The organism is Streptomyces tatrensis, from assembly GCF_049310065.1.
Classification (GTDB): Bacteria; Actinomycetota; Actinomycetes; order Streptomycetales; family Streptomycetaceae; genus Streptomyces.
In genome coordinates this window covers 2,982,997-3,007,325 of sequence record NZ_JBMDLB010000011.1, presented here as the reverse complement: position 1 = coordinate 3,007,325, position 24,329 = coordinate 2,982,997, and the positions used below count along the sequence as shown (strand labels likewise).

Annotated in this window: 19 protein-coding genes and 2 pseudogenes; 9 read left to right on the top strand and 12 right to left on the bottom strand. The window is 72.5% G+C overall.

Annotated elements, in window-relative coordinates; all coding sequences use genetic code 11:
- Nucleotides 1-19 precede the first annotated feature (19 nt).
- A complete protein-coding gene (locus tag ACODT5_RS29410; protein WP_422522193.1) occupies nt 20-1,501 on the top strand; it encodes an HtaA domain-containing protein in 1,482 nt (493 codons plus the stop codon).
- Between the two features lie 19 nt (nt 1,502-1,520).
- Nucleotides 1,521-2,246 carry a PhzF family phenazine biosynthesis protein gene (locus tag ACODT5_RS29405; RefSeq protein WP_422522192.1) on the top strand — a complete coding sequence of 242 codons (726 nt, stop codon included), beginning with the start codon at nt 1,521-1,523 and terminating at the stop codon, nt 2,244-2,246.
- 146 nt (nt 2,247-2,392) lie between these two features.
- Here ACODT5_RS29405 and ACODT5_RS29400 read toward each other — a convergent pair whose 3' ends face one another.
- On the bottom strand, nt 2,393-3,040 hold the full coding sequence (locus tag ACODT5_RS29400) for a biliverdin-producing heme oxygenase (protein WP_385378405.1): 648 nt from the start codon (nt 3,038-3,040) through the stop codon (nt 2,393-2,395).
- A gap of 146 nt (nt 3,041-3,186) precedes the next feature.
- Nucleotides 3,187-4,044, bottom strand: coding sequence for a type I methionyl aminopeptidase (gene map / locus ACODT5_RS29395; RefSeq protein WP_266909281.1), 858 nt, complete (start codon nt 4,042-4,044; stop codon nt 3,187-3,189).
- Nucleotides 4,045-4,103: 59 nt separating this feature from the next.
- Between map and ACODT5_RS29390 the strand changes: the two genes are divergently transcribed.
- Nucleotides 4,104-4,343 (top strand): hypothetical protein, encoded by a 240-nt coding sequence (locus tag ACODT5_RS29390; RefSeq protein ID WP_422522191.1) that lies wholly within the window; start codon nt 4,104-4,106, stop codon nt 4,341-4,343.
- 26 nt (nt 4,344-4,369) lie between these two features.
- On the opposite strand, the gene ACODT5_RS29385 is transcribed toward ACODT5_RS29390, so the two are convergent.
- Complete coding sequence (locus ACODT5_RS29385; protein WP_422522190.1) at nt 4,370-4,975, bottom strand: hypothetical protein; 606 nt, start codon at nt 4,973-4,975, stop codon at nt 4,370-4,372.
- A 173-nt stretch (nt 4,976-5,148) separates the two neighbouring features.
- On the opposite strand from ACODT5_RS29385, the gene npdG reads away from it, so the two are divergent.
- Nucleotides 5,149-5,874, top strand: coding sequence for an NADPH-dependent F420 reductase (gene npdG / locus ACODT5_RS29380; RefSeq protein ID WP_351375796.1), 726 nt, complete (start codon nt 5,149-5,151; stop codon nt 5,872-5,874).
- Between the two features lie 167 nt (nt 5,875-6,041).
- Here the strand turns inward: npdG and ACODT5_RS29375 are convergent, their stop codons facing one another.
- A complete protein-coding gene (locus tag ACODT5_RS29375) occupies nt 6,042-6,386 on the bottom strand; it encodes a hypothetical protein (protein ID WP_422522189.1) in 345 nt (114 codons plus the stop codon).
- A gap of 45 nt (nt 6,387-6,431) precedes the next feature.
- Between ACODT5_RS29375 and ACODT5_RS29370 the strand changes: the two are divergent.
- Nucleotides 6,432-7,507, top strand: a pseudogene (locus ACODT5_RS29370) (RNA-guided endonuclease InsQ/TnpB family protein).
- Here ACODT5_RS29370 and ACODT5_RS29365 read toward each other — a convergent pair.
- The gene (locus tag ACODT5_RS29365; RefSeq protein WP_422522188.1) at nt 7,468-8,682 is read right to left on the bottom strand and encodes an IS110 family RNA-guided transposase; all 1,215 of its coding nucleotides are present in this window, start codon (nt 8,680-8,682) and stop codon (nt 7,468-7,470) included. The pseudogene ACODT5_RS29370 and the gene ACODT5_RS29365 sit on opposite strands and share 40 nt — an antisense overlap.
- A gap of 262 nt (nt 8,683-8,944) precedes the next feature.
- On the opposite strand from ACODT5_RS29365, the pseudogene ACODT5_RS29360 reads away from it, so the two are divergent.
- Nucleotides 8,945-9,190: pseudogene (locus ACODT5_RS29360) on the top strand (zinc ribbon domain-containing protein); the annotation flags it as partial.
- Nucleotides 9,191-9,501: 311 nt separating this feature from the next.
- Complete coding sequence (locus ACODT5_RS29355) at nt 9,502-9,696, top strand: hypothetical protein (protein ID WP_385378417.1); 195 nt, start codon at nt 9,502-9,504, stop codon at nt 9,694-9,696.
- Between the two features lie 15 nt (nt 9,697-9,711).
- On the opposite strand, the gene ACODT5_RS29350 is transcribed toward ACODT5_RS29355, so the two are convergent.
- Nucleotides 9,712-10,536 (bottom strand): site-2 protease family protein, encoded by an 825-nt coding sequence (locus ACODT5_RS29350; RefSeq protein ID WP_422522187.1) that lies wholly within the window; start codon nt 10,534-10,536, stop codon nt 9,712-9,714.
- A 72-nt stretch (nt 10,537-10,608) separates the two neighbouring features.
- Here ACODT5_RS29350 and ACODT5_RS29345 point away from each other — a divergent pair, with 72 nt between their 5' ends.
- Complete coding sequence (locus ACODT5_RS29345) at nt 10,609-14,913, top strand: AfsR/SARP family transcriptional regulator (RefSeq protein ID WP_422525074.1); 4,305 nt, start codon at nt 10,609-10,611, stop codon at nt 14,911-14,913.
- A 50-nt stretch (nt 14,914-14,963) separates the two neighbouring features.
- Here the strand turns inward: ACODT5_RS29345 and ACODT5_RS29340 are convergent, their stop codons facing one another.
- From ACODT5_RS29340 to panB, 3 genes are all read right to left on the bottom strand, one after another.
- Complete coding sequence (locus ACODT5_RS29340; protein WP_422522186.1) at nt 14,964-15,815, bottom strand: ABC transporter permease; 852 nt, start codon at nt 15,813-15,815, stop codon at nt 14,964-14,966.
- The gene (locus ACODT5_RS29335) at nt 15,812-16,843 is read right to left on the bottom strand and encodes an ATP-binding cassette domain-containing protein (protein WP_422522185.1); all 1,032 of its coding nucleotides are present in this window, start codon (nt 16,841-16,843) and stop codon (nt 15,812-15,814) included. The genes ACODT5_RS29340 and ACODT5_RS29335 overlap by 4 nt, the downstream gene beginning before the upstream one ends.
- A 156-nt stretch (nt 16,844-16,999) precedes the next feature.
- On the bottom strand, nt 17,000-17,860 hold the full coding sequence (panB, locus tag ACODT5_RS29330) for a 3-methyl-2-oxobutanoate hydroxymethyltransferase (RefSeq protein ID WP_422522184.1): 861 nt from the start codon (nt 17,858-17,860) through the stop codon (nt 17,000-17,002).
- Nucleotides 17,861-18,145: 285 nt separating this feature from the next.
- Between panB and ACODT5_RS29325 the strand changes: the two genes are divergently transcribed.
- A complete protein-coding gene (locus ACODT5_RS29325; RefSeq protein WP_422522183.1) occupies nt 18,146-19,174 on the top strand; it encodes an endonuclease/exonuclease/phosphatase family protein in 1,029 nt (342 codons plus the stop codon).
- Between the two features lie 13 nt (nt 19,175-19,187).
- Here the strand turns inward: ACODT5_RS29325 and ACODT5_RS29320 are convergent, their stop codons facing one another.
- The 3 genes from ACODT5_RS29320 to ACODT5_RS29310 all read right to left on the bottom strand — a co-directional run bounded on the left by ACODT5_RS29320 (nt 19,188) and on the right by ACODT5_RS29310 (nt 24,325).
- Nucleotides 19,188-20,942, bottom strand: coding sequence for an NAD+ synthase (locus ACODT5_RS29320; protein WP_422522182.1), 1,755 nt, complete (start codon nt 20,940-20,942; stop codon nt 19,188-19,190).
- A 131-nt stretch (nt 20,943-21,073) separates the two neighbouring features.
- Nucleotides 21,074-22,459: a DUF4352 domain-containing protein gene (locus ACODT5_RS29315; protein ID WP_422522181.1), complete on the bottom strand. Its 1,386-nt coding sequence runs from the start codon at nt 22,457-22,459 to the stop codon at nt 21,074-21,076.
- A 207-nt stretch (nt 22,460-22,666) separates the two neighbouring features.
- Nucleotides 22,667-24,325 (bottom strand): multicopper oxidase family protein, encoded by a 1,659-nt coding sequence (locus ACODT5_RS29310; RefSeq protein WP_422522180.1) that lies wholly within the window; start codon nt 24,323-24,325, stop codon nt 22,667-22,669.
- Nucleotides 24,326-24,329: the final 4 nt, after the last annotated feature.

Sequence of the window (24,329 nt, the reverse complement as noted above, 5' to 3'; positions counted from 1 at the left end):
CCGTTCAGGAGACCCCGCCATGTCATCCATCCGCCGTCCGCTCGCCCTCGCAGCCGCCGTGGCCACCGCCGCGGCGATCGGCGCCACCGCGTTCGTCCTGCCCGCCACCGCGGCGGGCAGCGCACCGGCCGCCTCCGCGGCGCAGGGCGCCCCCGCGACGATCCCGGTCGTCGACGGCACCCTCGACTGGGGTGTGCTGGAGAGCTACCGCACCTACGTCACGACCATCGCCCAGGGCGAGATCACGGTCGCGGACGGCGCGAAGAAGACCGCCAAGGGCTTCACCTTCGGCTCGGCCACCGGCCAGTACGACCCGCGGACCCACCTCGTGACAGCCGCCTTCAAGGGCAGCGTCACCTTCAAGTCGGCCGCGCACCGCTTCGAGGTGAAGCTCGCGAACCTGCGCATCGACACCGGCAAGAAGATGCTGGTCATCGACGTCACCCGGGACGGCGTCCTCACGAAGGACGTCGGCTTCGCCAAGGTCGCCTTCGGCGGGCAGTCGATGGCGAACCTGGCCACGACCCTCACCGCGGACGCTGCCAAGCTCCTCGGTTCGGACAGCTACAAGGACAAGGCGGGCGACCCGCTGACGGCCGTACTGAAGTTCCCGCCGCCGCCCTCCTCCAGCCCGTCCCCGTCGGCCTCCGCCTCGGCTTCCCCTTCCCCCTCGCCCTCGCCCTCGCAGAGCGCGTCCCCGTCCCCGTCGGCGTCGGTGCCCCCCTCCCCGTCGAAGCCGGCCTCCCCCTCGCCCTCCGCCTCCACCAGCTCCCCGGCCACCGAGGGCCCGCAGCAGATCCTCGGCGGCAAGCTGGCCTGGGGCATCAAGGAGTCCTTCCGCAAGTACGTCCAGAGCGCGGGCGGCACCGTCACCCCCACCGACGGCGCGGTCGCGAACGGCGACAGCTTCGCCTTCGCCGGCGGCAAGGGCACCCTCGACACCAAGGCGCAGAAGCTCAACGCCACCTTCGCGGGCAACCTGCGCTTCCAGTACGCGGCCCACGGCATCGACATGACCTTCGGCAACGTCCGCATCAACGCCGAGGGCGCCAAGGGCACCCTGGTCCTGGACGTGAAGACGGCCGCCGGGGTCAAGGCGAACGTCCCCTTCGCCACGCTCGACCTCTCGAAGGCCGAGTACAAGACCAAGGACGGTGTGCTCACCCTGAACGCCGTGCGCACCGCGCTCACGGCGGAGGGCTCCGCCACCTTCGCCAACGACACCACCGGCTCCATGTACCCGGCGGGCACCCGGGCGGACGACGTCAACCTGACCGTCTCCGTGGACAAGGATGCCGTCCTGCCCCCGGCCGGCACCGGCGGCAGCGGCACCACGGGCGGCACCGGCACCACCGGAGGCGGCGGCACCGTCGGTGGCGGCCTCGCCGCCACCGGCGCCGAGATCCCGGCCGGAGCCCTGCTCGGCTCCTCCGCCGCCATCATCGCGGCGGGCGCGGGCGCGGTGTTCGTCGCACGCAGGCGCCGCACGGCCCAGAACTGACCCGTGCTTCAATTCCCGCGTGAACGATCTCGACGTCCTGAGGGTCTTCTGCGCGGGTGACGGCAGCCACGGCAATGTGCTGGGCGTCGTACGCGACGGCCGGACCTGCCCCGACGACGCGTCGCGGCAGGCGCTGGCCGCCGAACTGGGCTACAGCGAGACGGTGTTCGTCGACGATCCCGAGCGCGGGATCGTCGACATCCGCACCCCCGGCACCCGGATGTCCTTCGCCGGGCACCCGTTGGTCGGAGTCGCGTGGCTGCTCGACATCGAGGAGCTCCAGCCCCCGGCGGGAGCCGTATGGGCGCGCGACGACGGGGAGTTCACCTGGATCACCGCCCGCCCTGAATGGGTCGAGGGCAAGCGCACCGAGCAGTACGCCGATGCCGCCGAGGTGGACGCGCTGCCCAGCCCGCCGCCGGGCGAGGGCTGGCTGTACGCCTGGGCGTGGGAGGACGAGGCCGCGGGCCGGATCCGGGCCCGCGGTTTCCCGCGCAGACATTCGTGCGGCGACAGCCGCTCCTGTGGAGCCGGGGCTTGCCCCGGTGGGGTCATCGTGGAGGACGAGGCCACCGGCTCGGCGGCGATCGTCCTGACGGCCGAACTGAACCGGGCTCTGAACATCACCCAGGGCGCGGGGTCCCAGATCCTCACCGCCCCGGGCCCCGACGGCACCGTGGAAATCGGCGGCCGAGTCCGCTTCGCCACGTCCGTCCTCGCGAAATCCAGCCTCGCCGGCGTTTGAGGCGCGGGGTCTGGGGCGGAGCCCCAGGAGCCTGAGGCGCAGCTGCCGCGCCGGAGGCCGCCGCGCCCCGGGGCGCGGCACGGAAGGGGGGTGGGCCCAATGGGCCCGCCCCCCTTCCCCGTTCAGCCCGCCGCAGGCGCTGCGCGTTACGCGCTGAGCGGGAACTGCTCGCCCAGCTCGCGGAAGACCGCGCCGTTGTAGTCGAAGGCGCGCTTGCACTCGTCGATGATGCGCTGCTTCTCCAGGTCGTCCGCGGCGATCGTGTCCAGCAGCTCGCGGTAGGTCCGCTTGAAGGCGGCCGGGTTGGAGATGTCCGCGAAGACGTAGAAGCGGACGCCGTCGCCCTTGCGCTCGAAGCCCCAGGTCCGCTCCGCCTTGTCGCGGATGATCTGGCCGCCGGAGAGGTCGCCCAGGTAGCGGGTGTAGTGGTGGGCCACGTACCCGCCCGGCCAGGAGGCCGCGCACTCGGCCACGCGGGCCGCGTAGGCCTCGGTGGCGGGCAGCGCGACCAGGGTCTCGCGCCATTCGGGACCCCGCAGGTGGGCCAGGTCCCGCTCGATCTCCGCGAGGCGCATCAGCTCGGGCTGTATGAACGGCCCGGCGACGGCGTCGTCCCGGAGCGCCTCGGCGGCGTCCTCCAGCGCCTTGTACACGAACCACAGCTGCTCGGTGTAGCGCGTGTACGCGTCCACCCCGAGCCGGCCGCCGAGCAGGTCGCTCATGAACGTCGAGGTCTCCGCCTCGGTGTGCTGTTCGTGGGAGGCGACACGGATGACGGTGGAGAAGGCGTCCAAGGCGGACCTCCGAGAGATCGGAAGAAAAGGGGAGCGGGGCGTGGCGGCCGTGCCGCCACACCCGATCCTCCTACTTAGGCTTACCTAAGTCAATGTGTTCCCGACGCCTTGTCGGTAAAAACCTCCGCGAGGTGACATTCCTCGGATCAGGGGAGCGTCAGGATCTCCGCTCCGGTGTCCGTGACCACCAGTGTGTGCTCGAACTGCGCGGTCCGCTTGCGGTCCTTCGTGACCACCGTCCAGCCGTCCTCCCACATGTCGTACTCGTGGGTGCCCAGGGTCAGCATCGGCTCGATGGTGAAGGTCATCCCGGGCTCGATGACGGTGGTGGCGTGCGGGCTGTCGTAGTGCGGGACGATCAGGCCGGAGTGGAAGGACGAGTTGATCCCGTGCCCGGTGAAGTCCCGGACGACGCCGTAGCCGAAGCGCTTCGCGTACGACTCGATGACCCGGCCGATGATGTTGATCTGCCGGCCCGGCCTGACGGCCTTGATGGCCCGGTTCAGGGACTCCCGGGTGCGCTCCACGAGCAGCCGCGACTCCTCGTCCACGTCCCCGCAGAGGTACGTGGCGTTGTTGTCGCCGTGCACCCCGCCGATGTACGCGGTCACGTCGAGGTTGACGATGTCGCCGTCCCGCAGGACGGTCGAGTCGGGGATCCCGTGGCAGATGACCTCGTTGAGCGAGGAACACAGGGACTTGGGGAAACCGCGGTAGCCCAGCGTCGAGGGGTAGGCGCCGTGATCGCACATGAACTCGTGGGCGACCCGGTCCAGCTCGTCGGTGGTCACCCCCGGTGCGATCAGCTTGGCGGCCTCTTCCATCGCCTGGGCGGCGATCCGGCCGGCGATGCGCATGGCCTCGATGGTCTCGGGCGTCTGCACCTCCGGTCCGGTGTACGGAGTGGGCGCGGGCTTGCCCACGTACTCGGGCCGGCGGATGTTTCCGGGAACGGAACGGACGGGAGTGAGCTCGCCTGGTACGAGCAGCGACTGGCCAGACATACGAGCGAGTGTATCGAGCGGGTATGGGGCAGCATGGCGACAGAGAGAGGAGCCTGACGATGGCCCTGTTCAAGAAGCGCCAGGTGGGCAAACCCGGCGAGTGGTACTACTGCCTGGTCCACAAGAAGGTCGAGGAAGGCCCCGAGTGCCCGGCGAAGGACCGTTTCGGCCCCTACGCGACACCCGAAGAGGCGAACCACGCCATGGAGACGGCGCAGGAGCGCAACCTCGAATGGCAGAACGACCCCAAATGGAACGACAAGACCCGCGAGACCGAAGAGGGCACGGGCGCCCCGTAGGCCCCCCGTAGCCGCTGCTTCGGCTCCTACCAGCGGCTGGGCGGCGGCGCGGCCAACTGGTCGGCCAGCCGCGCCAGCCGGTCCCGGAACCGCCTCGGCCCGCGCTGCACCGGCAGGCTGTTCTCCCCGGCCGCCGCGCTGACCAGGTGCTGCACGGTGTCCAGGTCCAGCTCGGCGGCCCCGTCCGGTACGGACAGCACCTCGTGCGCGAGCGTCCCGAGATCCGGGTCCCCGCCGTCCATGGACAGTACGGTCGCCCCCGCGCGCCGGGCGTCGTGCACCCGCTCGAGCAGCCCGTCCCCGGGCCGCTCCGGAGCCACCACCAGCAGCGTGTGACCGCGCCGGGCCGCTTCCAGCCGGCTCAGCCCGACCGACAGGTGCGGGGCGTCACCGGGCAGCACCTGGTGGCGTACGAGCGTGGGCGCCAGCTCCGGCAGTCCCGACCAGGCGGCCTCGTCGACCAGGTGGGCCGCCAGGTGCCAGGGCTCGTACTGCTCGGTCCCGACCAGCAGCAGGTTCCCGCCGGCCGGTACGACCGACCGCCGCAGCGTCCCGGCGAACCGGCGCGCGGCGCCGGGCCACTCCGTACCGGCGAGCACCTCGCGCAGCAGCGCGACTCTCACGGCGTCCATACCGGCATCCTGCCGCATGGAAGGGACAAAGGGGAGCGGTTCCCCCCATCTCCCGCCCCGCCCCCACCCCCGAGCCGCCCCGCCCCGCCCCCCCGAGCCGTCTCGCACCTCCCCGGGCATCTCACACGGTCCGTGCATTCGACTCTGACGATCTCGCGGCTACCCTCGCCCCCATGACCTCCACAGACAGCACGCAGCAGCCCGCGCAGGCCCCCGCCAAGGCCCCCGCCAAGGACCCGTGGGACCTCCCCGACGTCTCGGGCCTCGTCGTAGGCGTCCTCGGCGGCACCGGCGACCAGGGCCGGGGCCTGGCCTACCGGCTCGCCCGCGCCGGCCAGAAGGTGATCATCGGCTCCCGCGCCGCCGACCGCGCGCGGACCGCCGCCGACGAGCTCGGGCTCGGTGTGGAGGGCGCGGACAACGCCGAGTGCGCGCGCCGCAGCGACATCGTGATCATCGCGGTGCCGTGGGAGGGCCACGCCAAGACCCTGGAATCGCTGCGCGAGGACCTCGCCGGCAAGCTCGTGGTCGACTGCGTCAACCCGCTCGGCTTCGACAAGCAGGGCGCGTACGCCCTCCAGGTCGAAGAGGGCAGCGCGGCCCAGCAGGCCGCCGCCCTCCTCCCGGACTCCCGCGTCACGGCCGCCTTCCACCACCTCTCGGCGGTGCTCCTCCAGGACGAGTCGATCGACGAGATCGACACCGACGTGATGGTCCTCGGCGAGGTCCGCGCCGACACGGACATCGTCCAGGCCCTCGCCGGCCGCATCCCCGGCATGCGGGGCGTCTTCGCGGGCCGCCTGCGCAACGCCCACCAGGTCGAATCCCTAGTGGCCAACCTCATCTCCACCAACCGCCGCTACAAGGCCCACGCGGGCCTGCGCATCACGGACGTCTGACCTACCCGGGCCACCGGGTCCGCACAGGGCCCGCACCGGGCCCGCACCGGGCCCGCACCCGCCGGGCCCGCTCGGGCCCCGCCCACCGGGCCCCACCGGGGCCACCCGCCCGCCCGACCCTGCACGGGACCGACGGACCGGGTGGCCCCGCGGAGCGTCCCGCCCCCTCAGCCGCGCCGCCCGCCGCGCCCCTCGGCCGGGCCCAGGTGAGCCACCACACCGTGGTAGAAGCGCTCCACGGCATCGTCCACGCTGCGGATGAACCCGGACTCCGTGCTCCCCCGCGTGCTCCCCATCCCCTTGAGCAGCGACAGCCGGAAACCGACGACGGCCGAGCCGTCCGCGGGCAGCAGATCGCCCGGCTCGGGCCGCAGCCGCTCCAGCGTGCCGCGCGGCCCGCTCCCCGGCCCCGCCCCGGCGCCCGGCCCGGCGCCCGCCCCCGCCGTGACGAGACTCTCCACGTGCAGGTCGGCCGGAGCCCCGTCGAGCAGCTTCAGCAGCCGCTTCACCATGGCCAGCGGGTACGGGTCGTTCGGAGATGCCGAAGGGGGGCCGTGATGATCCGTACGTACAAGTTCCTCATGCGGCCCACCACGGGTCAGGCGGCCAACTTCGGCGCGATGCTCAGGGACCACTGCACGCTCTACAACGGGGCGTTACAGGAACGCCGCGGCGCTTGGCTGCACCCGTCAAGGACCCCTGTCAGGTACGGGACGCAGTCTGCGCAGCTCAAGGACATCCGGGCGTTCGACCCTGGGCACCAGGGACGGTGGTCGTTCTCCTCGCAGCAGGCAACGCTTCGCCGTCTGGACAGGGCGTTCGCCGCGTTCTTCCGTCGGGTCAAGGCCGGCGAGGCTCCCGGCTACCCGCGCTTTCGCGGGGCGTCCTGGTTCGGCACGGTGGTTTTCCCGAAGGACGGCGACGGCTGCCGCTGGAACTCCACTCCGAAAGACCCCGTTACCCGTGTCCGGTTCCAAGGCGTCGGGCACGTGAAGGTCAACCAGCACCGGTCGGTGGTCGGGCGGGTCAAGACCGTCTCGGTGAAGCGTGAGGGCAGGAAATGGTTCGTCATCCTCACCGCGGAGCAGGATCAGCCCGAACCACCGACCAAGACAGGCAGCGTCGTTGGCATCGACCTGGGTCTGGTTTCCTTCCTCTCGGACTCGAACGGCGTGCACGTACCCAATCCCCGTCACGGCCGACGAGCCGCCTCCCGGCTCGAAAGGGCACAGCAGGACCTCGCGCGGTTTCCACGAGTGCGGCGGGACAAGCGCACCGCCAACCACCGACGCGCAGTCGAAAGGTCGCAGGTCTGCACGGCAAGGTCCGTCGTCAGAGGCTTGACCACGCGCACAAGACCGCCCTCACGCTCGTCCGTGAACACGATGTCATCGCGCACGAAGGCCTCCGGATCCGCAACATGATCAAGGCCCCCGCGCCCAAACCTGATCCGGGACAGGCAGGTGCGTTCCTGCCCAACGGCTCGGCGGCCAAGGCCGGACTCAACCGCAGCATTGCCGACGTCGGATGGGGGGGGTGTCTCTATGTCTTTCGTCAAGGACGTGGTGTCGGGTATCGGGCTGTTTGCGGTGGTCATGCGGTGAGGGTGACGGTGGGGGTTCTGGACTCGTAGAAGGTGCCGTCGCGGAGCATGGCGAACAGGACGCTGATGCGTTGGCGGGCGAGGCGGAGGAGTGCTTGGGTGTGGGTTTTGCCGCGGGCGCGTTGGCGGTCGTAGTAGGTGCGGGAGGCGGGGTCGGCGTTCATGCAGGCGAAGGCTGAGAGGAACATGGCGCGTTTGAGCTGCCGGTTTCCGCCTCGTGGTGCGTGTTCGCCGTGGATTGAGGTCCCTGAGGATCTTGTCGTGGGGGCGAGGCCGGCGTAGGAGGCGAGGTGGGCGGCGCTGGGGAAGCTGGTGCCGTCGCCGACGGTGACCAGCAGGACGGCGGCGGTCCTGACGCCGACTCCCGGCATCGAGGTCAGGACCTGGTGAAGAGGGTGGGCCTCCAGCAGGCTGCTGATCTGCGCTTCCAGCGCCCGGCGCTGGTCATGGACGGCGGCGAGGGAGGCGGCCAGGGACGGGATCACGATGTCGAGGGTGCCGGTTCCCGGGACCACGACGGTCTGTTCGTCGAGAGCGTTGAAGACGTCGTCGATCAGCCGGACGGCCATGCGTGGGGCTTTGGGACGAATGAGTTCGGCGAGTCTGCGGCGGCCGGCTTTCCGCAGTGCGGCCGGGGATCCGTAGCGCTCGAGGAGCCAGGTGACCGCAGGGTGGTCCAGCCGCGGTCCCAGGACTCGTTCGAGGCTGGGGTGGAACTGGGTCAGCAGGCCGCGTATCCGGTTGCTGGTGCGGGTGGCTTCGGCGGCGAGGTCCTGGTCGAAGCCGGTCAGCACCGTGAGCTCGGCGGTGATCTCGTCGGTCAGCTCCAGCGACCGCAGGACGTGCGGCATGGTGCGGGCGGCGTCCGCGATCACCGCCGCGTCCTTCGCGTCCGTTTTCGCCTCGCCCGGATACAGATCAGCGATCCGCCGCATCGCGAGTCCGGGCAGGTAGGCGACCTCGCAGCCCGCGTCGCGGGCGACGGTCAGCGGCAGAGCCCCGATCGATGCGGGCTGGTCCACGATCACCAGCACCGTGCCGAACTTCGCGATCAGCTTGTCGAAGACGGCCCGTAGTTTTGGCTCGCTGTTGGGCATCGGCTTGTCGAAGACTTTCTTGCCCGCCGGCGTCAGCCCGTGACCGTGGTGGGCGGTCTTGCCTACGTCCATACCCAGGAAGACGCCCACATCGCCGGTGTCTAACATCGCACCCCTCCCAGGTGGTTGGATCCTTCCGGCCTCGGCGGCGGCACCGTGCTCGCGCATCCACGTTATGCAGACCTGCCGCCCACGCTTCTGCCCGGCATTGCGCCGGACCGGGCGGTGGCCGGGTCTCTCATCAGCGGCTCCGACGGCACCCCACGGACCCGGCGACACCACCCCCCAGGCCATCACTTCGACAGAGGGGACACAGTCATACCGGGCCCGGAGGCCAGCAGCCCCATTGCAGGACCGCGAAAAACATAACGGGGGGGGGGTGTTCCTGGTGATCCTGCACGCCAAGGCTGAAAGCGCCGGACGGGAAGTGATCGCAGTGGACCCCAGCAATACCTCCCGGACATGCCCCGAATGTGGGCATGTCGCCGCGGAGAACCGGCCCGCACAGGCGACGTTCCACTGCGTTGGCTGCGGCCATCGGGCACATGCCGACACGGTCGGAGCAATCAACGTTCTGCGGGCCGGGCTGGTCCGTCGCAAAGCCCAACGGGCCTAGCGAGAAGCTCTCACCTTCAGGAAGAAGGACAGGGGGAGGAGTCACGTTCTGGAAGCCGTGGCGGGTAGGAGCACACGGCAATCAGCGGCGGCTTCGGACGGCTGCGCGGTGGCATCCGCGGCGGATTCACACGGCCGGGCCGCCCTCTCCGTGTGAGACGCACCCCCTGCGCGGTGCGTCTGGGGTGAACCGTAGTGGCGGGAGGAGGAAAAGATCACGGGATGCGGAAATCGGCCGGACCCGAGCACGCGGGGGCATGGGGGACACTGGAGGGGCTTGAACCGCTTCAGTGCCCCCGAGGAGCCCCCGTCATGCCCCGCCTTGCCGTGTTCGCCGTCGTTCTCTGCGTCCTCGCCACTGCCGCCGCCGTGGTCTCCTTCGTCGAGGGCAGCCTGCTCGGGATCGTGTGGGTGCTGATGGCGGGCATCACGTCGAACATGGCGTGGTTCTACGTGCGCAAGGCGAAGATCGAGAAGGCCGCGGCAGCGGCCCGCACCGCGGGCTAGGGCTGCTGACAGACCCTAGGGCGCCAGGCAGAGGCCGTTGGCGTCCTGCCAGAACTGGTAGAGGTCGCGGCCGCAGTACGCCTCCAGCTCGCCGATGCCCAGCGCCGACAGCACGCCGTACACCGCGTTGAAGAAGTACGCGTTGATCTCCGGGATCCACAGCAGCGCGAAGACGGCCAGCAGGCCGAACGGCGCCAGGGGTGCCACCTCGCGGCGGACCTTGTGGGAGAGCCAGGGCTCGATGATGCCGTAGCCGTCCAGGCCCGGGACCGGCAGGAAGTTCAGGATCGCCGCCGAGACCTGGAGCAGGGCCAGGAAGCCGAGCGCGAAGCGGAACGCCATCGGGACCCCGTCCAGGGCGTTCAGCCAGAACGGGGCCGTGCAGACGGCCGCGAAGGCCACGTTCGTCAGCGGGCCGGCCGCGGAGATGAGGCTGTGCCGCCACCGGCCCTCGATGCGGTCGCGCTCGATGTACACCGCGCCGCCGGGCAGACCAATGCCTCCCATGATCACGAAGAGGACGGGGAGGACGATGCTGAGCAGCGCGTGCGTGTACTTGAGGGGGTTCAGCGTCAGGTAGCCCTTCGCGCCGACGCTGAGGTCGCCGCTGTGCAGGGCGGTGCGGGCGTGCGCGTACTCGTGCAGGCACAGGGAGACGATCCAGGCCGCCGTGACGAAGAGGAACACGGCCAGCCCGGTGCTGGTCGAGTACCCCGTCCACACGGCCCACCCGGTCACCGCCATGACGGCGAAGATGCCGAGGAACACCGGACTGATCCGCCGATCGCCGCGATCGTGCGTGTGGTGATGCCTACGGTTCTGACTGCCCTGGGGACCCATACGGCGAACCTATCCCGGAGGCGGCGCCCGAGGGGGCCCGGGGCCGGAGACAATGGGCCGGTGCGTTACGCGATGCTCGGCACCACTCAGGCCATCCGCGACGACGGGAGCACCGTACCCGTCGGCGGACCGCGGCTGCGCGCGCTCCTGACGGCGCTCGCGCTGCGGCCGGGGCGGGCGGTGCCGGCGGCCTCGCTCATCGAGGAGGTGTGGGACGGCGACCCGCCCGCGGACGGTCCCGCGGCGCTCCAAGCGCTGGTGGGGCGGCTGCGGAGGGCGCTGGGGCGCGAGGCGGTGGGGTCCGGGGAGGGCGGCTACTGGCTCGTCGCCGACCGGGACGACATCGACCTGTACCGCTTCGAGCGGCTCGCGCGGGCGGCGGCGCAGGCCGCTCCCGCGGAGGCGGCCGCCCTCTACGACGAGGCCCTCGGCCTGTGGCGGGGCGAGCCGCTCAGCTCCCTGCCGGGTACCGGGACCGGGCCGGAGGCCGCCCGCTGGGAGGCGCTACGGCTGGACGCGCGCCGGGGCCGCCTGCACGCGGCGCTGGCGCTGGGGGAGGCGGAGCGGGTCCTGCCGGAGCTGACCGCGCTGTGCGCGGGGCTGCCGCTGGACGAGCCCCTGCAGGCCCTGCGCATCCGCGCACTGCGCGACGCGGGCCGCCCGGCGGAGGCGCTGGCCGCTTACGAAGGGGTCCGACGCGACCTGGCCGCCCGCCTGGGCACCACCCCGGGCCCCGCCCTGCGCGCCCTCCACAGGGTCCTGCTGACCGACCCGACGTCGGCCGTCGCCCCGCAGACCGCGACCGGCCCCGGGCAGCACCCCCCGGCCCCGGCCGGACACGGTCACCCCGATCCCACGGCCGGACCCGGGCTGCTACCTCCGGCGCCGAGCGGACCGGACCGTGCCACGCCGACCCCCGGTCCCGGCCAGACCGATCAGCCCGCCCGGACGCACCAGGCCGGTCCTACCGGGGAGCCCAACCACCCCGCCGAACCCTCACGAGGCCACGCGCCCCAGGCCCCGCCCGCCGCCCCCGCGCAGTCCCCGCCACCCGCCCCTGGCGGACCCGCCGAGATCACACCGGGTTCCTCCGCTGCCCTGTCCGGCCCTGGCGGGCACGACGGGATCACGCAAGGTTCCTCCGGCACCTCGTCCGGGCCTGGCAGGGACACCGGGGTCACGCCGGGTTCCTCCGGCCCGTCCGGCACTGGCGGGCCTGCCGGGATCGCGCCGGGTTCCTCCGCTGCCCTGTCCGGCACTGGCGGGCCTGCCGGGATCAGGCAGGGTTCCTCCGGCACCCCGTCTGACCCTGGCGGGCCTGCTGGGATCACGCCGGGTTCCTCCGACGCCCTGTCCGGGCCCGGTGCGCACGGCACGGGTTTCGGCCATGACGGTCGGCACACTGACCCGGCCGAGCCGCACCGGTCCGCCCCGGCGCCGTCCGGGCATGGGGCGCACCCCGCCGCGCTGCCCGGGACCGCCGCCGCGGACCCGGCCGGGCCCGGCCGGGCGGACTCCGGCCACACCGCCGGTCCGGGCGGGCCGGGGAGCGGGGACCCGTACGGGGCCGGGGCCGGTCACGTACCGCCCGGGCCGGGCGCGGGGAACCTGCGGATGCGGCTGACCACCTTCGTCGGGCGGGAGGAGGACATCCGGGTCATCGGGGAAGACCTTGCCCGGTCGCGGCTCGTCACCCTGCTCGGACCCGGCGGCGCCGGCAAGACCCGGCTGTCGCAGGAGGCCGCCGAGGCCCACGCACGGGCCGGCCACGGCGCGTCGGACACACCTCCCGCCAACCCGGATCACCTGTCCGCCACCCCGGCCTCTGGCGGTACCGGCCTCGCCCCCGGCGGCTTCGCCCCCGCCCCCGGCGGCTTCGCCCCCGCCCCCGGCGGTACCGGCCTCGGCTCCGGCGGCTCCGGCCGCACCGGCACATCCACCGAGGGACCCGGCACACCCCCGGAGGGACCCCGCTCCGCCCCCGGTCGGCCCGGACCCGCCTCCGGTGGGCTCGCCTGGGCCGACGGGGTGTGGTTCGTGGAGTTGGCTCCCGTGGACGATCCGGAGGACGTCGCCGAGGCCGTGCTCGTCGCGCTCGGGGCTCGGGAGACCAAGCTGCGCGGCGGCACCGCCGAGGAGATGCGGGTGCTCACCGAGCGCGGGGACCGGCCCCTCGACCGCCTCGCAGAGCATTGCGCGCGGCGCCGGATGCTGCTGATCCTCGACAACTGCGAGCACGTCGTCGACGCCGCCGCCCGCCTCGCCGAGGAAGTGCTCGCGCGCTGTCCCGGCGTACAGATCCTGGCCACCAGCCGCGAACCCCTCGGCGTGCCGGGGGAGACCCTTCGCCCGGTGGACCCGCTGCCCGACCCGGTCGCGCTGCGGCTGCTCGACGACCGCGGGGTCGCCGCCCGGGCCGGGTTCAGCGTCGACGACGACCCGGCCGCCGCCGTGGAGATCTGCCGCCGCCTCGACGGGATGCCGCTCGCCATCGAGCTGGCCGCCGCCCGGCTCAGGCTGCTCACCCCCCGCCAGATCGCCGAGCGGCTGGACGACCGGTTCAGGCTGCTGACCGGCGGCTCGCGCACCCACCTGCCCCGCCAGCAGACCCTGCGCGCGGTGGTCGACTGGTCCTGGGACCTGCTCGACGAGCCCGAGCGGGCCGTGCTGCGCCGGCTGTCCGTCTTCGCCGGCGGCTGCGACCTCGACGCCGCCGAGGCCGTCTGCGCGGACGGGGGATACCTCGATGGCGCCGACGTCGCCGACCTGCTCGGATCCCTCGTGGACAAGTCCCTCGTCGTCGCCGCCCCCGACGGCCCCGCCGGGATGCGCTACCGCCTCCTGGAGACCGTCTCCGAGTACGCGGCCGACCGCCTCGCCGAGGCCGGCGAGGACCGGGCGCAGACCGAGGGCCGCCACCTCACCCACTACCGCGAACTCGCCCGCGCCACCGAGCCGCTGCTGCGCGGCCACGGCCAGCGCGCCGCCGCCGACCGGCTGGCCACCGATTACGAGAACCTGCGCACCGCCCTGCGCCGCGCCGTCGCCGCCAAGGACGTGGGCGAGGTGCTCTGCCTCGTGCACTCCCTCGGCTGGTACTGGCACATGCACGATCTGCGCGCCGAGACCCGCCACTGGGCGGGTGCCGCCGCAGCCCTCGGCCCGGACCCCTTCGCCGCGCCCGTCGTCCCCGCCCCACCCGTCTACGAGCAGATCGTCGACACGCCCCCGCCCTACGAGGGCGAACTGCTCACCGAGGCCTGGCGCGGTATCCAGCTGATGTGTCTGGTCGCCCGCGACCAGATCAGCTCCACCTGGTCCACCCCCGAGGTCCGCGCCCAGGCCGAGGGCGTGGTCGCCGCCTACCGTCCGGGGCTGCCACAGACCTGCCGGGCCCCTTCCTTCCTGTGGATCTACGCCGTCATGATCTCCGGGGACGTCGAACTGCTCCACCGCGCCACCGAGGAGACCGTCGAGACGGCCCGCGCGCTCGGCTACCGCTGGGAGCTGGCCTCCGCCCTCCAGCTACGGGCCAACGTCCTTGCCAACCGCGCCGACGGGGCCGGCGGCGCGTCGCGCGATGCCGAGGAGAGCCTCGCCCTCTACGAGTCCCTCGGCGACGACTGGGGCTGCGCCGAAGCCCTCTCCGCCCGCGCCGAGGCCCGGGAGAAGCGCGGGGAGTACGCCCTGGCCGCCCAGGACTACCGCGCCGCGATCGAGTACGCCCGGCGGCTCGGGGCCAAGGCCCAGGTCACGGTGTTGCAGGTGCGGATGGCTGGGACCCTCGCCGAGGACGGCCACCTGGAGGAGGCCGAGGAGCTCCTCACCGGCCTGCTCGCCGGCGCCATCCACCAGTTCGGCAACGAGGCCGTGCCCGCCGCCCAGATGTTCCTCGCCTGCATCTACGGCCGCACCGGCCGCCTCGCCGAGGCCCGCGACCGGCTCCAGTCCCTGCGCGAGGAGTTCGCCGTCGGCGCGTTCGCCATGTTCGACGGCTTCCTGCTCGGCCTGCTGGCCTGGATCGACAACGAGGAGGGCCGGTACGAGGACGCCATCGCCCGGCTCCGCCAGGCGATCGAAGCCGTCCGGGACCCGCTCTCCATGATGCTCGCCCCCCACCTCCCGGCCGCGTACCTGATCACCGGCGCCCGCTCTCTCGTCCAACTCGGCGGCCGGGCCCGGGAGTACGACGCCGCGCGGCTCATCGGCGCCTACCACGCGCTGCTGCCGCCCGCCCACTTCCCGGTCACCACCGAGCGCGCGGACCTGGAGCAGGCGGAGCGCCTGGCCCGGGCCGCGCTCGGCGACGCCGCGTACGAGGCGGCGTACGCCGAAGGCGGCGGCCTCACCCTGGAGGAGGCCACCGCCCTCGTCTGACCCGTGCGGGGTCCGCCCGGGACGCGATCCGGAACGGACCGGTCCGCGGATCAGGTCTTCTGGCGGAACTTCCGCACGGCGAGCGGCATGGTCACCAGCGTGATGCCGACCGACCAGGCCAGCGTGATCCACACGGAGTTGCCGAGCGGGGTCCCGTTGATCAGGGAGCGGGCCGCGTCGGCCAGGTTGGACAGCGGGTTGACGTCGGTGAAGCTCTGCAGCCAGCCGGGCATCGTCGTCGGCGGGGCGAAGATCGAGCTGCCGAACTGCAGCGGCATCAGGACCAGCATCGCCACGCCCTGGACGGCCTGGGGGGTCTTCATGCTGAGACCCAGCAGGATGAAGATCCACATCAGCGAGGCGCCGAAGACCGCCGACAGCCCGATGGCGAGGAACAGGTCGAGCACCGAGGACTTGATCGACAGGCCGAGCAGGAAGCCCATGCCGAGCAGGATCGTGATGGCGACCATCATCCGGCCGAGCTCGACCACGATCTTGGCGATGAGCACCGAGGAACGGGCGATCGGCATGGACCGGAAGCGGTCCATCACGCCCTTCTTGAAGTCGTCGTTGACCCCTGTGCCGACACCCATGGCGATGTTCATGCCCATCATCGCCATCAGGCCCGGGACCACGTAGTTGACGTACTCGCCCTGGTTGCCCTTGCCGGAGATCGCGCCGCCGAAGACGAAGACGAACAGCAGCGTGAAGATGATCGGCATGAACAGGACGTCGAACATCGACTCCGGGTCCTGCTTGATCTGCAGGACGTTGCGCCGGGCCAGGGCGCCGATGTGGCGCAGGTTGCCCCGCAGACCGATCCGGCCCTCGTCCGCGAGGACGGGCCCGCCGGCCGGGGCGGCCGCGGTGGGGCTGGGCTTCGTCGTGGTTACGGTGCTCATGCCGCGACCTCCTCGGTCTGCTGGTTGGGGATGGAGTCCTCGACGGTGGGCTTCTGTCCGGTGATGGACAGGAACACCTCGTCCAGGCTGGGCAGGTAGGTGCTGATGTCGGAGATCCCGTACCCGCGGGCCGCCAGCAGGCCCACCACGGCGGTCAGCTGCTCGTCGGCGAGGATCGGCACCAGCAGGGCGCCCTCGTCCGGGACGGCCTGGGAACCGGCCACCCCGTCCAGGCCGGCCTCCGCCAGGGAGCGGGCCATGCCCGGCAGGTCGGACGGGTCGGTGGGGCGGATCCGCAGGGTCCGGCCGCCGACGCGCGCCTTCAGCTCGTCGACCTTGCCGTTGGCGATGACCTTGCCCTTGTCGATGACCGTCAGCTCGTTGGCGAGCTGCTCGGCCTCCTCCATGTACTGGGTGGTGAGCAGGACGGTGGCCCCCTCGGCGACCATCCGCTGCACCTCGTCCCAGACCTCGTTGCGGGTGCGGGGGTCCAGGCCGGTGGTCGGCTCGTCCAGGTACAGCACGGCCGGGCTGCCGATCATCGAGGCGGCCAGGTCGAGCCGGCGCCGCATGCCGCCGGAGTAGGTCATCACGGCCTTCTTGGCGGCGTCCGTGAGGGAGAACCGCTCCAGCAGCTCGTCGGCGCGGCTGCGCGAGTCCTTGCGGGACAGGTCCAGCAGCCGGCCGATCATGTAGAGGTTCTCCCAGCCGGAGAGCTTCTCGTCGACCGAGGCGTACTGGCCGGTCAGGCCTATGGTGCGGCGCAGCTGCCGGGGCTGGCGGACCACGTCGAAGCCGGCGACCCGGGCGGTGCCGGCGTCGGGGGTGATCAGGGTGGAGAGGATGCGGACCAGGGTGGTCTTGCCCGCGCCGTTGGGGCCGAGGACCCCGAGGACGGTTCCCTCGCGGACATCGAGGTCCACACCGTCGAGGGCTTTGGTCTCGCCGTAGTGCTTGACCAGCCCCCGGACCTCTACGGCGTGCGAGCCGTTCAGGGGATTGTTGTCGTTTCGCGTCATGTCCACCATGGGACCAGACGCCACTGACAAACCACCGACATGCCGCCGACAGGCGACCGACAGCCCCCGCGGAGCCACCGACAGCCCGCCCGCGGGGGCACCGACAGGACGTCGGCGGGGTCCGCGGGCAGGCCGTCGGCAGTCAGCCGTCAGCCGGCCGTCCGCCTAGTGGAAGGCGTGCTCTTCCTGCGGGAACGTTCCGCCGACCACGTCCTCGGCGAAGGCCTTCGCCGCGTCGGCCATGGTCGCGCGCAGGTTCGCGTACTGCTTGACGAACTTCGGCATCTTCCCGCCGGTCAGCCCCATCATGTCCGTCCACACCAGCACCTGCGCGTCGCACTCCGAGCCCGCGCCGATGCCGACCGTCGGAATGTGCAGGGACCGGGTGACCTCGGCGGCCAGCTCGGCCGGGACCAGCTCCAGCACCACCGCGAAGGCACCCGCGTCCTGCGCCGCCTTGGCGTCGCGCAGCAGCTGGTGCGCGGCCTCGTCGCCGCGGCCCTGCACCCGGTAGCCCATGGCGTTCACGGACTGCGGGGTCAGGCCCAGGTGGGACATGACCGGGATGCCCGACTGCACGATCAGCTCGGTCTGGGCCAGCGAGCGCTCGCCGCCCTCCAGCTTCACCGCGCCGACCCCGGCCTCCTTGACGAGCCGGGTGGCGCTGCGCAGCGCCTGTACGGGGCCCTCCTGGTAGGAACCGAAGGGCAGGTCGCCGATGATCAGGGCCCGGCTGGTGCCGCGTACGACGGCCGCCGACAGCATGGTCATCTCGTCCATCGTCACCGGGACGGTGGTCTCGTAGCCGAGGTGACAGTTGCCCATCGAGTCGCCGACGAGCATGACCGGGATGCCGGCCTCGTCGAACACGGACGCCGTCATGGCGTCGTAGGCGGTGAGCATGGGCCACTTCTCGCCGCGTTCCTTGGCGAGGGTGAGGTCGCGGACGGTGATGCGCCGGGTGCCCGAGCCTCCGTACAGGGTGGGGGAGGAGGCTTCTCGGGCAGGCGAAACGGCATGCGTCATTGCAACTGCTCCTTGATGTTCATCTCGAGGCGCCCTTACGGCGTCCCCGGACTCACCACCATGGTGGCACTCTCCGGGCCGTGGCGGGAAGTGGCACGAGGTCCGGTTCGTCACGGCGGCCGGGCCGCGGGGCAATGTGCGCGTTTGGTGACAAGCGGAACCCCGGCCGCTGGACCGTTCGTCCTCCCGGACGTACGGCCGAGACAATCGGCGCGGAACGCTCCGCACATCGCCTAGGGTCAAGAGGCGGGGACGGAGCGCGAGCACGGCAGCGAGGGCAGTGGCATGGCACAGGCGTACATGACGGAGACGGGGAGCGACGGCTCGGAGCCCGAGCCCTCCCGAGCGGGTCTCCGGCGCCGGCTGGCCGAGCTGCGGCGGGATCCGGGCATCTGGCGCCGCGGGATCGTGCTCGCCGCGCTCGCGGTGCTGATCTCGCTCGTCATGGTCTTCCACGCCGAGCTGCCCAACGACATCGGCAACCTCGGCAGCCTCACCGAGACCTTCCTGCCCTGGCTGGGCCTGGCCGTCCCGGTGCTGTTCGCCGCCGCGCTGTTCCGCAAGTCCGCGACCGCGCTGATCGCGATACTGCTGACCGCCGCGGTCTGGGTGAACCTCTTCGGCGGCCTGGTCACCGACAAGGCGCACGCCGGCGGCAACCTCACGGTCGCCACCCACAACGTCGACGCCGACAACGCCGACCCGGTCGGCACCGCCGCCTCGGTCGCCGGTGCCGGGGCCGATGTCCTGGCCCTGACCGAGCTCAAGGGCAGCGTCGTCCCCGTCTACGAGAAGGCCCTCGCGGGGACGTACAAGTACCACTCCGTCGAAGGCACCGTCGGGCTCTGGAGCAAGTACCCGCTGGTCTCCAGCAAGCCCGTCGACATCAAGATGGGCTGGACCCGGGCCATGCGCGCCACCGTCAAGACCCCGCACGGAGAGGTGGCCGCCTTCGTGGCCCACCTCCCCTCGGTCCGCGTCAAGCTCAACGCCGGCTTCACCGCCAACCAGCGCGACAACAGCGCCGACGCCCTCGGCGCCGCGCTCGCCTCCGAACCGCTGCAGCGGGTCATCCTGCTCGGCGACCTCAACGGAACCGTCAACGACCGGGCCCTGTCCGAGGTCACCTCGCAGCTGCGTTCCACCCAGGGCGCGTCCGGCGACGGCTTCGGCTTCAGCTGGCCCGCGCAGTTCCCGATGGCCCGCATCGACCAGATCCTGGTCCGCGGGGTCACCCCCGAGGCCTCCTGGACCCTGCCCCGCACGGGCAGCGACCACCTGCCGATCGCCGCCCGCGTCACCGTGAACCCGTAGTCCGGAGTCTCTCCTACGCCTGCTCGCGCCAGCCGTTCGTGATGGGCAGCCGGCGGTCCTTGCCGAAGCCCTTCGCGGAGATCTTGGTGCCCGGCGGGTACTGCCGGCGCTTGTACTCGGCGGTGTCCACCATCCGCAGGGTCTTCGCGACGAGCTCGCGGTCGTAGCCGGCCGCGACGACCGCCTCCAGGCCCTGGTCACGGTCCACGTACAGCTCCAGGATCCCGTCGAGCACGGGGTAGTCCGGCAGCGAGTCCGTGTCCACCTGTCCCGGGCGCAGCTCGGCGCTCGGCGGCTTCACGATGGAGTTCTCCGGGATCGGCGGGGTCTCGCCGCGCTCGGCCGCCGCCCGGTTGCGGTACTCGGCGAGGCGGAAGACGTCCGACTTGTAGACGTCCTTGATCGGGCCGTAGGCGCCCACGGAGTCCCCGTACAGGGTGGAGTAGCCGACGGCCAGCTCCGACTTGTTGCCCGGGGCCAGCACGATGTGGCCCTCCTGGTTGGAGAGCGCCATCAGCAGCGTGCCGCGCAGCCGGGACTGGAGGTTCTCCTCGGCGAGCCCGGTCAGGCCCAGCGCGCCCATGTACGCGTCGAACATCGGCTCGATCGACACGGTCCGGAAGTTCAGGCCGGCCCGTGTCGCCAGCTCGGCCGCGTCGCCCCGGGAGTGCTCCGAGGAGTACTTGGAGGGCATCGAGACGCCGTACACGTTCTGCGCGCCGATCGCGTCGCAGGCGATCGCGGCGACGAGCGCGGAGTCGATGCCGCCGGAGAGGCCGATCAGGACCGACCGGAACCCGTTCTTCCGTACGTACGCGCGCAGACCCACGACCAGCGCGTCGTAGATCTCCTCGTCGTCCTCCAGCCGGTCGGCGTAACCGCCCGTCACGACCGGCTCGTACGGCTCCACCGGCTCCTCGGTGAGGATCACGCGGTCGATGCGCAGGCCGTCGTCCACGGTGCCCTCGACGGGCGTGGCCGAGGCGGCCGGCAGGTCCAGGTCGACCAGGACGCAGCCCTCGGAGAACTGCGGAGCGCGCGCGATGACCTCGCCCGCGGAGTCGACGACGATCGAGTCCCCGTCGAAGACCAGCTCGTCCTGGCCGCCGATCATCGCCAGGTAGGCGAGGGTGCAGCCGGCCTCCTGGGCGCGCTTCTGCACCAGCTCCAGGCGAAGGTCGTCCTTGTTGCGCTCGTACGGGGAGGCGTTGATCGAGATCAGCAGCCCGGCCCCGGCGGAGCGGGTGGCCGGGACGCGCCCGCCCTCCTGCCAGAGGTCCTCGCAGATGGCCAGGGCCACGTCCACGCCCCGCACCCGGATCACCGGCTGGGTGTCGCCCGGCACGAAGTACCGGAACTCGTCGAAGACTCCGTAGTTGGGGAGGTGGTGCTTGCCGAAGCGCAGGACGACCTGCCCGCCGTACAGTACGGCGGCCGCGTTCTCCGGGGAGCCCGCCGGGCGGCCGAGCCTGGGCGCGGCCTTCTCCGTACGGTCGAGGTAGCCGACGACGACCGGGAGGTCCCCGAAGCCCTCGTCCGCCAGGCGCCGTGCGAGGGCCGGCAGCGCCTGGCGGGAGGCTTCGACGAAGGAGCCGCGCAGGGCGAGGTCCTCGACGGGGTACCCGGTCAGCACCATTTCCGGAAACGCCACCAGGTGGGCGCCCTGTTCGGCGGAGTGCCGGGTCCAGTGGACGACCGAGTCGGCGTTGGCGGCGATGTTGCCGACCTGCGAGTCGATCTGATTCAGAGCGAGGCGTAGTTGAGGCACGCGGCCCAGTCTAATCGTCTTTCTGACGCGATGTCCTGGGAGTTGCCCGAGTCGCCCTGTCCGCGGGGGTCGTGGCGGCCGCCGCGGTCGTCGGTTCGGCCGCCGGCCCGGTCGTCGGACCCGTCGCCGGATCAGCCGATCGGGCCGCTCCAGATCGCGTCGTCGTAGTCGACGCCGGGCGCGATCTCGAAGTGCAGGTTCTTGGTGCCCTTGGGCACGACGAAGGCGAAGGTGCCGGTCATCGACTCGCCGGCCATGACCGAGCCCTTGAACATCTTCGGCACGGAGGCGTCGAAGGCCATCTCGGCCTCGGTGCCCTGGTCGTCGCGGGCGTTCGGCAGGGCCAGGTCGACGTCGAGCGCGGCCCCCGAGTTGTTGACGATCTTCACCGTCACCTTGACCGCGTTGCCGTTGCGGGCCTCGGGCGGGTAGGCCGTCGAGGACGGCTTGTACGCGACCGCGCGCTGCACGGTGACCTGGACGCCGTCCTCGTAGGTGTAGGGCGCGCCCCAGGCCAGGGCCGAGGTCACGCCCGGGATGTCGGAGGGCGAGGCCTTGGGCGTCGGGCTCGCCGGGGCGTTCGGGGTGGGCAGGTCGTAGTCGTCGTAGTTGTACTCGTAGTCGCGGCTGTCGGCGATGTTCCTGTCGATCCTCTCGAAGACGCTCTTGGTGATGAACCAGCCGCCGGTGGAAGCACCGAGGCCGAGGAGGCTGAGGACGGTGCCGACCGCGGCCAGCGTGGCGCGGGGGGCGCCGCGGCGGGCCTTGACGACGGCCGCGATGCCGAGGCCGGTGCCGGTGAGGGCGAGGAGGGCGCCGGCCCAGAAGAAGAACGGGACCAGGCCGACGAAGATGCCGAACAGGCCGAGCAGCAGGGCGGCCACGGCCAGGCCGTTCGAGGCGGCCGGGGGCGCCGGGAAGCCGGGCCCCTGCGGGCCGCCGGGATAGCCGGGGTAGCCGCCGGCGTACCCGCCGGGGGGCGTGGCCCAGGGGTTGCCGGGTGCGGGGGCGCCGGGGGCGCCGTACGGGGCTCCCCACGCGGGCGCCGGGGCAGCGGCGGCGGCCACCGGGGCGGGGCTGACCGGAGCGAAGGAACCGGGGGCGGCGGGGGCGGGGGCGCCCACCGGTGCCGCGTACGCGGGCTGCGCCGCCACCGCGTCTGCGGGCTGGGCCGGGGCGGCGTCCGCGGGCTCGGCCGGGACGGTGTCCGTGGGGGCGGCGTCTGCGGGCTGCGCCGGAACCGTGTCCGCGGGCTGGGCCGGGGCGGCGTCCGTGGGTGCGGTGGGGGCGGCGTCCGGGAGGTCGGTGCGGGGGGCTGACGGTGCCGCGTTCGCGGGCTGTGCCGGGGTTTCGGTCAGGGGCGGGGTCGGGGGCCGGGGCGGTGCGAGGGCCGGGAGCTTGTCGAGGGACAGGGGCTGTGCGGGCGCCGGTATGGGAGCCGCCTCGGATACGGGGGTCCCCGCGGGCTCCGTCGGCGGGCCGGACGGGGTGCTGGGCGGGTTCGGCGGGGTGCTCATACCGGCGGGAAGTCCTTCAGATCGCAATCGGTGCGTGACGATCAACAGCCTGTCATGGAGTTCGGCCTCCCCGTCGGGCATTTCGGCCCCCCTGTGCCCGCCCTACGGACCCCTGCGACCGCCCCCGGCCGGGCCTGCGGCGCGCGGAAGGGGGCGCGCCGCGGGCCCGGTCCGGGGCGGGGCCCGGCAAGATCCGGAAGAGACGGCCTAGCGCAGGTAGCCGAGGACGGTCATCATCCCGGCCTCCGCGTGGAAGACGTTGTGGCAATGCACCATCCACAGACCGGGATTGTCGGCGTCGAAGTCCACCGTCAGCCTCCCGTTCGGAAGGACCACCGCCGTGTCCTTGCGGGCCCCGCCCGGCCGGCCGCCGAGGGCGAAGGTGTGCCCGTGCAGGTGGAGCGGGTGCCACATCGTCGTGGAGTTGTCGAACTCCAGCCGGACCCGTTCCCCGGCCTTCACCGGGTGCCGCTGGTCCGGTGCGTACGGCTTGCCGTCGAAGGCCCAGTCGTACTTCGCCATCCCGCCGGTCAGCTTGATCCGCACGGTCCGGTCCGGTTCGCGCGCGGCCAGCGCCACCGGCTCCGCCGCCTTCAGGACGTCCGCCGTCAGCGGTCGCCCGGACAGCTCGGCGGGCCGGGTCGCGGCGGTCGGCGCCGCCCCCGCACCGGTGCGCAGCACCGCGAGCGCCGACGCCGAGTCCCCCTTGCCCTCGGCGAGGGCGGTCAGCGGGAACACCCCGTCGCCCGCCGTCACCAGGACGTCGTAGCGCTCGCCCATGCCCAGCAGCAGTGAGCGGGCGGCCGTGTGCCCGACGGGGAAGCCGTCGGTGTGGGTGACCGTGAACTCGTGGCCGCCCAGGGCGATCCGGAAGGCCGTGTCCCCGCCCGCGTTGATGATCCGGAGCCGGATGCGGTCGCCGGGGCGGGCGGTGAAGACCGAAGGGTCCTCGGGGGTGCGGCCGTTGACCAGGTAGTGCGGGTACGCGACATCGCCCGGGTCCTTGCCGAGGACCTCGCTGACTCCGCCCATGAGGACCCGGGACGGGCCGCCGCTCGCGACGGGCGCGGGAGTGCCCGTGGTGCCGGACCCGGACCCGGACCCCGACCCGGAGCCGTGGCCCGAATGGCCGCCGCCGCTCGAGCTCATGTCCATGCCCTTGCGGAGTTCGGCGAGCACGGCTTCGGGGGTGGAGCCGTCCACGCCGTCGAGCCAGTCGTCGAGCACGACCACCCACTCCTTGTCGTAGGAGAGGGGCTCCTTCGGGTCCTCGACGATCAGCGGCGCGTACAGGCCGCGGTCCTGCTGGACCCCGGAGTGCGGGTGGAACCAGTACGTCCCGGGGTGCGGGACAGCGAACTTGTACGTGAACGACCCGCCCGGGGCGATGTCCCGCTGGGTCAGCCCCGGTACCCCGTCCATGTCGTTGCGCAGCGCCAGGCCGTGCCAGTGCAGGGAGGTGGCCTCGGGGAGGTTGTTGGCCAGGGTCAGGGCGAGGGTGCCGCCCGCGGTGGCCCGTACCTCCCGGCCCGGGAGCTCGTCCCCGTACGCCCACGAGCGGACGGAGCGTCCGGCGCCGAGCTCGAGCGGGGTGGCGGTCGCCGTCAGCCGGACCTCGGTGAGGGGACCGGTGGCCTTGCGGGCGGCTTCGGCGGCCCGCACCTCGGCGCCGGCCGGGTCCACGTAGCCGCCGGGGGCGGGGGCGGCTGACCCCTTGCCCGTGGAGCCGGCGCCGTGGTCCATGCCGGCCATGCCGGAGCCCGAGCAGGCGGCGAGCAGCCCGGAGCCGGCGAGGGCGGCGCCCGCCCCGAGGACGGCGCGGCGGGAGGGGGAAGGGGATGACGGAGAGGGAACGGAAGAGCGCATGGTG